Origin of the sequence: Amycolatopsis camponoti, assembly GCF_902497555.1 — a bacterium.
GTDB classification, from domain to species: domain Bacteria; phylum Actinomycetota; class Actinomycetes; order Mycobacteriales; family Pseudonocardiaceae; genus Amycolatopsis; species Amycolatopsis camponoti.
The window spans coordinates 1,700,424-1,713,850 of the sequence record NZ_CABVGP010000002.1; the positions used below are offsets into that span (position 1 = coordinate 1,700,424).

Consider the following 13,427-nt stretch of genomic DNA (forward strand, 5'->3'; position numbering starts at 1 on the left):
CGAAGTTTAGGGATTTGCGGGTCCGGCGTGCGGTTCACTCGAGGCGACCACGCCGTGAACCTGGAGGTACCTGGTGGCACTGTCTTCGGACAAGGACAAGGTCGTCGAAGCGCTCCGGGCGTCCTTGCGGGACAACAAACGGCTGCGCGAACAGAACGACCGGCTCGCGGCCGCCTCCAGGGAACCGATCGCCGTCGTCGCGATGGGCTGCCGTTTTCCGGGCGGAGTGAACGACCCCGAACAGCTCTGGGATCTGCTCCGCACCGGCACCGACGCCATCGGAAGCTTCCCCGCCGACCGGAACTGGACCGCCGCCGAGCTCGCCGGCAGCAACACCGCCGAGGGCGGGTTCCTCGACAATGCCGGCGACTTCGACCCCGGTTTCTTCGGCATCTCGCCGCGCGAGGCCCTGGCCATGGACCCGCAGCAGCGTCTGCTCCTCGAAGTCTCGTGGGAAACCTTCGAACGCGCCGGGCTGGACCGGAAAGCCCTGCAAGCCAGCGACACCGGCGTCTTCATCGGCTGCAGCAACCAGGCCTACGGCTCCACCGACTTCGACACCCTCCCGGACGAGGTCCGCGGCCACCTGCTCACCGGCAGCGCCGTGTCCGTCGCGTCGGGCCGGATCGCCTACACCTTCGGGCTCGAAGGCCCCACCGTCACCGTCGACACCGCCTGCTCGTCCTCGCTCGTCGCGCTGCACCTCGCCGTGCAGGCGCTGCGCGCGGGGGAGTGCTCGATGGCGCTCGCCGGCGGCGTCACCGTGATGGCCACGCCCGCCGTCTTCGTCGAGTTCACCAGCCAGGGCGGGGTTTCCGCCTCCGGCCGCTGCCAGTCGTTCGCCGACACCGCCGACGGCACCGGCTGGGGCGAAGGCGCCGGTGTGCTGCTCGTCGAACGGCTGTCCGACGCGCGCAAGAACGGCCACCCGGTCCTCGCCGTCCTGCGCGGCTCCGCCGTCAACTCCGACGGCGCCTCCAACGGCCTCACCGCCCCCAACGGTCTTTCGCAGCAACGCGTCATCCGCGCCGCGCTCGCCAACGCCGGCCTCAAACCGTCCGAAGTGGACGCCGTCGAGGCACATGGCACCGGCACCACGCTGGGTGACCCGATCGAGGCGCAGGCCCTGCTCGCGACGTACGGACGCGACCGCGAGCACTCGCTGCGGCTCGGCTCGATCAAGTCCAACATCGGGCACACCCAGGCCGCCGCCGGCGTCGCCGGCGTGATGAAGATGGTCCTGGCCCTGCGCCACGGCGAGCTGCCCCGCACGCTGCACGTCACCGAGCCGTCCGCGCAGGTCGACTGGACGCGCGGCGCGGTCGAGCTGCTGACCGAGCACACCGCCTGGCCCGAGACCGGCGCGCCCCGCCGGGCCGGGGTCTCCTCGTTCGGCGTCGGCGGCACCAACGCCCACGTCGTGCTCGAAGCCGCGCCCGCATCCGCGCCCGAGGAAACCGAAGTGCCGCAAGGCCCGTCGGCCTGGGTGCTGTCGGGCCGCACCGCCGGAGCCCTGCGCGAGCAGGCCGACCGGCTGCGCAAGCACGTCACCGAAGAAAGGCCGGCCGACGTCGGCCTGAGCCTGGCCACCGCCCGCACCGCCTGGGAACACCGCGCCGCCGTGGTCGGTGCCACCGTCGAAGACCTGGTCCGCGGCCTGGACGCGCTCGCGGACGCGACGCCGTCGGCCGAGGTCGTCCAGGGTGTCGCCGCACCCCTGGGCAAGACGGCCTTCGTCTTCCCCGGCCAGGGCGCGCAGTGGGCCGGGATGGCTGTCGGCCTGCTCGACGAGCCCCTCTTCGCCGCCCGGATCGCCGAGTGCGAAGCCGCGCTCGCCCCGCACGTGGACTGGACCCTGACCGACGTCCTCGGCGACGCGGACGCGCTGGCCCGGGTCGACGTCGTGCAGCCGGCCTCCTGGGCCGTGATGGTCTCCCTGGCCGCGCTCTGGCAGTCGGCGGGCGTCAAGCCCGGCGCCGTCGTCGGGCACTCCCAGGGCGAGATCGCCGCCGCCGTCGTCGCGGGCGCACTGTCCCTTGAGGACGGTGCTCGCGTGGTTGCTTTGCGGAGCAAGCTCATCGCCCAGCAGCTCGCCGGCAAGGGCGGGATGGCCTCGGTCGCGCTGTCCGTCGCCGAGATCACTCCGCGGCTGGACGAGCGGATCAGCGTGGCCGTGGTCAACGGCCCGGGCTCGGTCGTGCTCTCCGGCGAGCCGGACGCGCTCGACGAGCTGATCGAAACCGTGGTGGCCGAAGGCGTCCGCGCTCGCCGGATCCCGGTGGACTACGCGTCGCACTCCGCGCACGTCGAGGCCATCGAAGACGCCCTGCTCACCGCGCTCGCCCCGATCACCCCGCGCGAAGCCGCGATCCCGCTCCACTCCTCGGTGCTCGGCGAGCGGATCGACACCCGCACGATGGACGCCGGCTACTGGTACCGGAACCTGCGTCGGACGGTCTTGTTCGACACGGCCGTGCGTGGCCTCGCCGAGGCGGGGTTCACCACGTTCGTCGAGGTCAGCGCCCACCCCGTGCTCGCCGCGGCCATCCAGGAGACCCTCGACGAGCCCGTCGTCGTCGGCTCGCTGCGCCGCGGGGAGGGCGGCTTGCCCCGCTTCCTGACGTCGCTGGCCGAGCTGTGGACCCGCGGTACGCCGGTCGACTGGGCCGGGCTCTTCCCCGGCGCGCGGCGGGTGGACCTGCCCACGTACCCCTTCCAGCGCGAACGCTACTGGCTGACCCCCGCCGAGAAGGCCACAGGCGCGGCCGACGACCACTTCTGGTCCGCTGTGGACAGTGGCGACGCCGACGGGCTCGCCGCTTCGCTGGACGTGGACGCGACCGCGCTCGCCGGCGTCCTGCCCGGCCTCGCTCACTACCGCAGGCGTCAGCACGAACAGTCCGTTGTGGACGGCTGGCGCTACCGCATCGCGTGGCAGCCGGCGACTCCGTCCGCAGCCGAGCTGACCGGCCGGTGGCTGGTCGTCGCTCCCGCCGGCCACCCGGCCGGCGACCTCGTCGAGGGCCTGGCCGCGCACGGCGCCGAGCCGGTCCTGGTGACCGTCGAGCCCGGCGCCCCGCTCCCGGAGCTGCCCGCCGAAGGCGTGACCGGCGTCCTGTCCTTGCTCGCCTTCGCCGAAGACGGCCTCTACGCCACCATCGAGCTGGTCCGGGCGGTCGCCGCGCCGCTGTGGCTGCTGACCCGCGGCGCGGTCTCCACCGGCCGTTCCGACCGGCTGACCCACCCCGCGCAGGCGCAGATCTGGGGCATGGGCCGGGTCGTGGGCCTGGAGCACCCCGACCGCTGGGGAGGCCTGGTCGACCTGCCCGAAACCCTCGACGACCGCGCGCTCGGCCGCCTGGCCCGGGTGCTCGCCGACGCGAGCGAGGACCAGGTCGCGATTCGCGCGTCCGGTGCCTTGGTCCGCCGCCTGGTCCCGGCACCGTTCGGCCGTACCGCACGCGAATGGCGGACGAGCGGAACCGCCCTGATCACCGGCGGCACCGGGGCGCTCGGTGCGCACGTGGCCCGCTGGCTGGCGGGTGCGGGTGCCGAGCACCTCGTCCTGACCAGCCGCCGCGGTCCCGACGCCGACGGCGCCGCCGAGCTGCGCGAAGAGCTGACGGCGCTCGGTGTCGAGGTGACCATCGCCGCCTGCGACGTCGCCGACCGCGACGCCCTGGCCACCCTGCTCGCCGGCATCGAACCCCGCACCGTCGTGCACGCGGCCGGGGTGGGCCGCTCGGCCGCCCTCGCCGACACCGACCGCGCCGAAGTCGCCGACACGCTGCGCGCGAAGGTCGAGGGTGCCGCCCACCTCGATGCCCTGCTCACCGGAGACCTCGACGCGTTCGTGGTGTTCTCCTCCAACGCGGGTGTCTGGGGTGGTGGTGGCCAGGCCGCGTACGCCGCGGCCAACGCCGCCCTCGACGCCCTCGCGCAGCACCGCCGGGACCGCGGCCTGACCGCGACCTCCGTCGCCTGGGGAGCCTGGGCCGGCGCGGGCATGACCGCCGACGGCTCCGCGGAGCAGCTGAGCCGCCGGGGCATCCGCGCGATGGACCCCGCCCTCGCGCTCACCGCGTTGCACCAGGCCCTCGACGCCGACGAGACGTTCCTGGCCGTCGCCGACATGGACTGGGCCCGGTTCGCCCCCGCCTTCACCGCGGCCCGCCCGCGCCCCCTGCTCGACGAGCTGCCCCAGGTCCGCGCGGCCCTCGCGGACACGCCCGTCGAGGCGGATTCCCCCTTGCGGCAGAGGCTTTCCGGCCTGACCGAGGCCGCGCGGGCCGAAGCGCTGCTCGACCTCGTGCGGGCCGAGACCGCCGCCGTCCTGGGCTACCCCGGGCCGGGCTCGATCGAGCCCGGCCGGGCCTTCCGCGACCTGGGCGTCGACTCCCTGATCGCCCTGGAGGTCCGCAACCGGCTCGTCGCGGCGACCGGGCTCAAGCTGCCCGCCGTCGTGCTGTTCGACCACCCGGACCCGCGGCGGCTCGCCGCGCTGCTGGGACACCGGTTGCTCGACGCCGGCCCCGTGGCGGCCGATCGGCCGGTGTCCCGGGTGGACACCGACGAGCCGATCGTCATCGTGTCGATGGCGTGCCGCCTGCCCGGCGACGTGCGCACGCCGGAAGACCTGTGGGACCTGGTTTCCGCCGGCGCCGAGGGCCTCTCGGCCTTCCCGGCGAACCGCGGCTGGGACCTCGACGGGGTAGGCGGGTTCGTCCACGACGCCGACGAGTTCGACGCCGGCTTCTTCGGGATCTCGCCCCGGGAAGCCCTGGCCATGGACCCGCAGCAGCGGCTGCTGCTGGAGAGCGCGTGGGAGGTCTTCGAGCGCGCCGGGATCGACCCGCGTTCGCTCCGCGGCAGCGCCGCCGGCGTGTTCGTCGGCTGCGGCACCCAGGGCTACGCGACCGGTCACACGGAGGCGGCCGAAGAGGTCGAAGGGCATCTGCTCACCGGGAACGCCGGCGCGGTCGTGTCCGGGCGGGTGTCCTACGTGCTCGGTCTCGAAGGCCCGGCGGTGACCGTGGACACGGCGTGCTCGTCGTCGCTGGTGGCGCTGCACCTGGCCGCGCAGTCGGTTCGCTCCGGCGAGTCGTCGATGGCGGTGGCCGGCGGCGTGACGGTGATGGCGACGCCGGGCGCGTTCCAGGAGTTCGCCAAGCAGGGCGGCCTGGCCGGCGACGGCCGGTGCAAGTCCTTCGCCGACGCGGCCGACGGCACCGGCTGGGGCGAGGGCGTCGCGCTGGTGCTGGTCGAGCGCCTGTCGGACGCCCGGCGGCTCGGCCACCCGGTGCTCGCGGTCCTGCGCGGCTCGGCGATGAACCAGGACGGCGCGTCGAACGGCCTGAGCGCCCCGAACGGCCCGTCGCAGCAACGCGTGATCCGTGCGGCGCTGGCGAACGCGGGCCTCGAACCGTCCGATGTGGACGCAGTGGAGGCGCACGGGACGGGCACGACGCTGGGCGACCCGATCGAGGCGCAGGCGCTGCTGGAGACCTACGGCCAGGACCGGGAGCGCCCGCTGTGGCTGGGCTCGGTGAAGTCCAACGTGGGCCACACGCAGGCCGCCTCGGGCGTGGTCGGCGTGCTCAAGATGGTCCTCGCGATGCGCGGCGGAACGCTGCCGAAGACGCTGCACGTGGACCGGCCGTCGGACCGGGTCGACTGGACGTCCGGTGAGGTGCGCCTCCTGACCGAGGCCCAGGAGTGGCCTGCCGGTGACCGGCCGCGCCGCGCGGGTGTGTCGTCGTTCGGCGTCAGCGGGACCAACGCGCACGTCATCCTCGAAGAGCCGCCGGTCGTTCCGGCTGTTCACAGTGAACCGTCCACCGGCGTGGTGCCGTGGGTGCTTTCGGGCCGAACCGGGGAAGCGGTGCGGGAGGCCGCGCGCGGCCTGTCCTCCGTCGACGGCGACCCGGCGGACATCGCCCTCGCGCTCGCCGCGCGGTCGGCCTTCGAGTACCGGGCCGTGGTCGTGGGCGACGGCCGTGACGACCTGCTCGCCGGGCTCGCCGCGACGACCCCGGGGCCGGCGGAGCCGGGCAAGACGGCTTTCCTGTTCTCGGGCCAGGGTTCGCAGCGCGTCGGGATGGGGGCCGAGCTGTACGAGCGGTTCCCGGTGTTCGCGGACGCGTTCGACGCGGTGTGCGCGCTGGTCGACGCCGACCTGGAGCGGCCGTTGCGGGAGGTCGTCTTCGGCGACGCCTCGGCGCTCGATCGGACGGGGTACACGCAGCCGGCGCTGTTCGCGGTCGAGGTGGCGCTGTTCCGGTTGCTGGAGTCGTGGGGCGTGGTCCCGGACCACGTGGCCGGCCACTCGATCGGTGAGATCGCCGCGGCGCACGTCGCCGGCGTGCTGTCCATCGAGGACGCTTGCCGGCTCGTCACCGCGCGGGCGGGACTCATGCAGGCGTTGCCCGCCGGCGGCACGATGCTGGCCGTCGAGGCCACGGAAGACGAGGTTTCGGCGGTCCGGACCGACGGTGCGGGCTTGGCCGCGGTGAACGGGCCCACGGCCGTGGTGGTGTCCGGCGAGGCCGACGCGGTCGCGTCGATCGAGCGGCACTTCGCCGGGCTGGGCCGGAAGGTCCGGCGGCTCACGGTGTCGCACGCGTTCCACTCGGCGCTGATGGACCCGATGCTGGCCGAGTTCGCCCGCGTGGCCGGGTCCTTGTCCTTCAGCGCGCCCACGATCCCCCTGGTGTCCACCGTGTCCGGACGGCTCGCCGGCGACGAGATCCTGACCCCGGATTACTGGGTGCGTCAGGTCCGCGAGCCGGTGCGGTTCGCCGACGCCGCGGTCGCACTCGCCGGTCTCGGCGTCACGCGAGGGCTCGAACTCGGCCCCGACGGCGTGCTCTCGGCGCTCGCCGGGTTCCCGGCGGTTCCCTTGCTGCGCAAGGACCGTGACGAATACCGGAGCCTGCTCACCGCGCTGGCCGACGCGCACACGCGCGGTCACACCGTCGACTGGCCGTCCGTCCTGCACGCCGCGCACCCCGGTCGTCCCGGTGGCGCGGTCACCCTGCCGACGTATCCGTTCCAGCGCACGCGTTTCTGGCTCGAGACCCGGCCGGCCCCGGACGCGCGGTTCTGGGCGGCCGTCGAGAACGGTGACCTCGAAGCCTTGACGGCCTGGCGCGAGCGTGGACCGGCCCCGGCCGGCCAGTACGAGGTCACCTGGACGCCCGTCGACGTCGGCGAGAGCCGCCTCGACGGCCGATGGCTCGCGGTGGTCCCCGCCGGCTCGGACCCGCACTTCGCCGATGACGTCCTCGAAGTCACCTCCGCCGACGACCGTGCCTCGCTCGCCGCGCGCCTGCGGGGCCGGGACGTCACGGGCATCCTGTCTACTTTGGACGTGACCGGGCAGCTCTCGCTCGTCCAGGCCCTCGGTGACGCGGAGATCGACGCGCCGCTGTGGTGCGTCACCCGGGCCGCGGTCGCCGCGGCGGAGGGCGACGTGCCGGACCCGGAGCAGGCGATGGTCTGGGGGCTCGGGCGCACGGTCGCGCTGGAGCACCCGCACCGCTGGGGCGGCCTCGTCGACCTGTCCGCCGATGCCGACGAGGAGACGTTGCGCGCGGTCCTCGACAGCGAGACCGGCGAGGACCAGGTCGCCATCCGCGGCTCGGACGTCCTGGCCCGCCGGCTCGTCCGTCGCACCGCACCGCCGTCGGTCCCGTGGCAGCCGAGCGGCACGGTCCTCGTCACCGGCGGCACCGGCGCTCTGGGCCGGCACGTCGCACGGTGGCTGGCCGGTGCCGGCGTCGAGGGTCTCGTCCTGACGAGCCGCCGCGGCCCCGACGCGCCGGGTGCCGACGACCTCAAGACCGAGCTGACCGCACTCGGCGTTCGCGTCGACGTCCTGGCCTGCGACGTCACCGACCGCGCCGCCCTCGAAGCGACGCTCGAGTCCGCCGGCGACCTCACCGCCGTCGTGCACACCGCCGGTGTCCTGGCCGACGGCGTCCTCGAAGCCCTCACGCCCGAACGCCTGGCCGAGGTCGTCGACGCGAAGGCCGTCGCCGCCCGGCACCTGCACGAACTGACCACCGGGCTGGAGGCGTTCGTCCTCTTTTCCTCGTGCGCGGGCACCTTCGGCGCGGCCGGGCAGGGCAACTACGCCGCCGCGAACGCCTACCTCGACGCCCTCGCCGAACAGCGCCGGGCCCAGGGGCTCGCCGCGACATCGATCGCCTGGGGCCCGTGGGCCGACGGCGGCATGGCCACGGCGTCGGCCGCCGAGGAGCACCTCGGCCGCACCGGGCTCGCCCCGCTGCGGCCCGACCGCGCCGTCGCCGCGCTGCGGGCCGCGGTGGACGGTGGCGCGGCGGCCGTCACCGTCGCCGACGTCGACTGGGAGCGGTTCGCCGCCGCGCTCACCGCGCACCGGCCGAGCCCGCTGATCGCCGGGCTGCCCGAGGTGCGGCAGCTCGCGCCCGCCACGACGGACCGGCTCGAGCTGTCCGCCCCGGATGCCGACCGGCAACTGCTCAAGCTGGTCCGCGAGCAGGTCGCTCTCGCGCTCGGCCACCGGTCGGCCGACGACGTCGCGGCCGGCCGCACCTTCAAGGAGCTCGGCTTCGACTCGCTGACCGCCGTCGAGCTGCGCAACCGCCTCGACACGGCGACCGGGCTGCGGCTCCCGGCCACGCTCGCCTTCGACTACCCGACCGCGACGGCGCTGGCCGCGTACCTGCGCACCGAGCTGCTGGGGGAGGCCGAGGCCGAACAGACGGCGGTCGTCCGGAACGCCGACGAGCCGATCGCCATCGTCGGCATGAGCTGCCGGTTCCCCGGCGGAGTGAAGAATCCGGACGAGCTGTGGGCGTTGCTCGCCGAGGGCCGGGACGCGGTCTCGGAGTTCCCCGCCGACCGCGGCTGGGACACCGACGCGCTCTACGACCCCGATCCCGACCACGCGGGGACGACCTACGTGCGCGAAGGCGGCTTCCTGGCCGGCGCCGACCGGTTCGACGCCGAGTTCTTCGGGATCTCGCCGCGCGAGGCGCTGGCCATGGACCCCCAGCAGCGGCTGCTGCTGGAAGCGTCCTGGGAGGCCTTGGAGCAGGCGGGCGTCGACCCGCTGTCGGTGCGCGGCGCGCCCGTCGGGGTGTTCGCCGGGACCAACGGCCAGGACTACACCGCGGCGCTGCACTTCGGTGCGGAGAGCGTCGACGGCTACCTCGCCACCGGCAGCGCGGGCAGTGTCCTTTCCGGACGGATCGCCTACGAGCTCGGGCTGGAGGGCCCGGCGATGACCGTCGACACGGCGTGCTCGTCGTCGCTGGTCGCGCTGCACCTGGCCGCCCAGTCCCTGCGGGCGGGCGAATGCTCGCTGGCGCTGGCCGGCGGCGTGACGATCATGTCGACTCCCGGCCTGTTCGTCGAGTTCAGCCGGCAGCGTGGGCTCGCGTCCGACGGCCGGTGCAAGGCCTTCGCCGACGAGGCGGACGGCACGGGCTGGGGCGAAGGCGTCGGCGTCGTCCTCGTCGAACGGCTGTCCGACGCGCGGCGCAACGGGCACCCGGTCCTCGCGATCGTCCGGGGCAGCGCGGTCAACCAGGACGGCGCGTCGAACGGCTTGACCGCGCCGAACGGTCCTTCGCAGCAGCGGGTGATCCGGGCGGCCTTGGCGAACGCGGGCCTGACGCCGTCCGATGTGGACGCCGTCGAGGCGCACGGCACCGGCACGACGCTCGGTGACCCGATCGAGGCGCAGGCCCTGCTCGCGACCTACGGCCGGGACCGCGAAGAACCGCTGTGGCTCGGTTCGATCAAGTCGAACGTCGGACACACACAAGCCGCCGCCGGCGTTGCCGGGGTCATCAAGATGGTCCTCGCGATGCGCCAAGGCGTGCTGCCCGCGACCCTGCACGTCGGTGAGCCGTCTCGGCACGTCGACTGGGACAGCGGCGCGGTGTCCCTGCTGACCGAGTCGCGCCCGTGGCCCGAGCACGAGGGACCGCGGCGCGCCGGGATTTCGTCGTTCGGCGTCAGCGGCACGAACGCGCACATCATCGTGGAGCAGGTTCCCGAGCCGCCCGCCAAGTCCACTATGGACTTCGAAAGCGCGCCCTGGGTGATCTCTGCCCGGTCGGAAGCGGCGCTCCGGGACCAGGTGGCCGCGCTCGCCGAGGTGCCGGGGAGCGTCGCCGAGATCGCCTGGTCGCTGGTGACCACCCGCTCGGCCTTCGAGCACCGCGCGGTCATCCTCGCCGACCACCGCGAACTGACCGCGACCGTCACCGGAACCGCCGGGGCCGCCGGGGAGACGGTGTTCGTCTTCCCCGGCCAGGGTGCGCAGTGGGCGGGGATGGCCGTCGAGCTGCTCGACGAGCCCGTCTTCGCGCGGCGGATCGCCGAATGCGCCGCCGCGCTGGCCCCGCACGTGGACTGGTCGCTGACCGAAGCACTGGGTGACGCGGACGCGCTGGCCCGGGTCGACGTCGTGCAACCCGCGTCCTGGGCCGTGATGGTGTCCCTGGCCGCGCTCTGGCGGTCACACGGGATCGAGCCGGACGCCGTCGCCGGGCACTCGCAAGGCGAGATCGCGGCCGCGGTCGTCGCGGGTGGACTGTCGCTCGAGGACGGTGCCAAGGTCGTCGCGCTGCGGAGCAAGGCGATCGCCGCCGGGCTCGCGGGCCAGGGCGGCATGGCGTCGATCGCCCTCGATGCCGACCGCGTGGCGGACCTGCTGCCGGAGGGGGTCGCGATCGCGGCCTACAACAGCCCGGCTTCGACCGTGGTGTGCGGCGACCCGGCCGCGCTGGACGACCTGATCGCCCAGTGCGCCGAAAAGGACATCCGGGCCCGCCGCATCCCGGTCGACTACGCCTCGCACTCGGTCTACGTCGAGGGCATCCGCGACGAACTCCACGCCGTCCTGGCCGGTCTGAGCCCGCGCACCGGCGACGTCCCGTTCTACTCGGCGGTGACGGCCGAGCCGGTCGACACCGCGACCCTCGACGCCGGCTACTGGTACCGGAACCTGCGCGAGCCGGTTCGTTTCCTCGACACGACCCGCGCGCTCATCGAGCGCGGACACCGGTTCTTCGTCGAGGTCAGCCCGCACCCGGTGCTCCTGTCCGCGATCCAGGAGACCCTCGACGACACCCCGGGCGTCGTCGTCGGGACGCTGCGACGCGGCGAAGGCGGCCCGCGCCGGTTCCTGACCTCGGTCGCCGAGCTGTGGACGCAGGGGCACGACGTCGACTGGCGGACATTCCTCCCGGAGACGCGCACGGTCGCCCTGCCCACCTACCCGTTCCAGCACCGGCGTTTCTGGCCGACGGTCAAGCCCACCGCGGCGCCCGCCGGCGACCCCGTCGACGAGCGGTTCTGGGCCGCGGTGGAACGCGAGGACCTGGCGTCGATCGCCGGCACCCTGGCCGTCGCGCCGGAACCCCTCGGCGACGTCCTGCCCGCGCTCGCGTCCTGGCGGCGCACGCGGCTGGAAAAGTCCACTGTGGACAGCTGGCGCTACCGCATCACCTGGAAACCCCTGGCCGTCGAAGCGAAGGCGCTCACCGGCACCTGGCTGGTCGTCCTGCCGGAGGGCGGGGACCACCCGTGGCTCGACGCCGCGGTGCGGGCCGTCGGGACCGCCGTCCCGATCACCGTCGGCGCCACCGACCGCGTCGCGCTCGGCAAGCGCCTCGTCGACGTCGCCCCGGTGGACGGCGTGCTCTCCCTGCTCGCCCTCGACGCGACCGCGCACCCGGTGCTCCCGCGCGGCGTCGCGAATACCCTGCTCCTCACCCAGGCGCTCGGCGACGCCGGGATCACCGCCCCGCTGTGGCTCGCCACGGCGGGCGCGGTGGCCACCGGCCGCCACGACGCCGTGACCGACGCGGCGCAGTCCCAGATCTGGGGGCTGGGCCGGGTCATCGGTCTGGAACACGCCGACCGCTGGGGCGGCCTGGTCGACCTGCCGGACACGACCGGCGACCGCGACCGGCAGCGGCTGGCCGAAGTCCTGGCCGGGGCGGGTGACGAGGACCAGGTCGCCGTCCGCGTGTCCGGGGTCCTCACCCGCCGCCTGGTGCCGGCCCCGCTCGGCGACGGCGCCCCGGCCCGCGACTGGCGGCCGTCCGGCACCGTGCTGATCACCGGCGGCACGGGCGCGCTCGGCGCCCACGTCGCCCGCTGGCTCGCCGGCCGCGGCGCGCAGCGCCTGGTACTCACCAGCCGGCGCGGCGAAGCGGCACCCGGCGCGGCCGAACTCCGCGACGAGCTGACCGCGCTCGGCGCCACGACGACGATCGCCCCCTGCGACGTCGCCGACCGCGCGGCCCTGAAAACGCTGCTCGACGAGCTGGATGAGCCGGTGCGGGCCGTTTTCCACGCGGCCGGAATCGTCCAGGGCACCGCGCTCGACGACACCGAGCTGGCCGAATTCGCCGAGGTGGTGTCGGCCAAGGTCGCCGGCGCCACCCACCTCGACGAGCTGCTCGGCGACGTCGACGCGTTCGTGCTGTTCTCCTCCAACGCCGGCGTCTGGGGCAGCGGCGGGCAGGGCGCGTACGCGGCGGGCAACGCGTTCCTCGACGCGCTCGCGCAGCGCCGCCGGGACCGCGGGCTCACCGCCACGTCGGTCGCGTGGGGCGCGTGGCAGGGCGCGGGCATGGCGGGCGACAACGACGCCGAGGAGCACCTGCGCCGCCGGGGTGTGGGCGCGATGCCGCCGGAGCGGGCGCTGCTCGCGCTGGGGCAGGCGATCGACCGCGACGAGACCGTGCTCACGGTCGCCGACGTCGACTGGGAGCGATTCGTGCAGGGCTTCACCGCCGCGCGGCCCCGTCCACTCCTCGACGACCTCCCGGCCGTTCGCCGGGCCCTCGAAGCCCGGCCGGCCGAAGCCGAGTCGGCGGACTTCGCGAGCCGGTTGACCGGCCTGCCGCCCGTCGAGCAGGAGCGCGTGGTCCTCGACCACGTCCGCGAGGCCATCGCCCGGGTGCTCGGGCACGCGGGTGCCGAGGAGATCGAGGCGAACCGGCCGTTCAAGGAGATCGGCTTCGACTCCCTGACGGCGGTGGAGCTGCGCAACCGCCTGCGCGCGGCGACCGGGCTCAAGCTGCCCGCCACGCTCGTCTTCGACCACCCGACCCCGTCCGCGCTGGCCGGGTTCCTGCTCTCGGCGCTGGTCGGCGAGGAAGTTTCGGTCCTGGGGGAGCTGGACCGGATCGAGGCGCTGGTTTCAGGGGTTTCCCCAGACGATGACACCTTTGGGCAAATCACCAGCCGACTTCAGACCATGCTGAACAAGCTGGGAGAAGCCCGGGCGTCCGACGGCCGTCCCCGGGCCGCCCAGCAGCTCGAAGGCGCGACGGACGACGAAATTTTCGACTTCATCCACCGGGAGCTCGGCAGGTCGTGATGCCCGCGCCGGTGGACCGCACAGGACCACGAGGGCG

The 13,427-nt window shown here is 74.4% G+C and carries 1 protein-coding gene; it reads left to right on the top strand.

The window, feature by feature from the left end:
• Nucleotides 1-79: 79 nt before the first annotated feature.
• Nucleotides 80-13,390, top strand: a complete 13,311-nt coding sequence (locus tag AA23TX_RS28495; protein ID WP_155547361.1) for a type I polyketide synthase — start codon at nucleotides 80-82, stop codon at nucleotides 13,388-13,390.
• The last annotated feature ends 37 nt before the right edge of the window (nucleotides 13,391-13,427 follow it).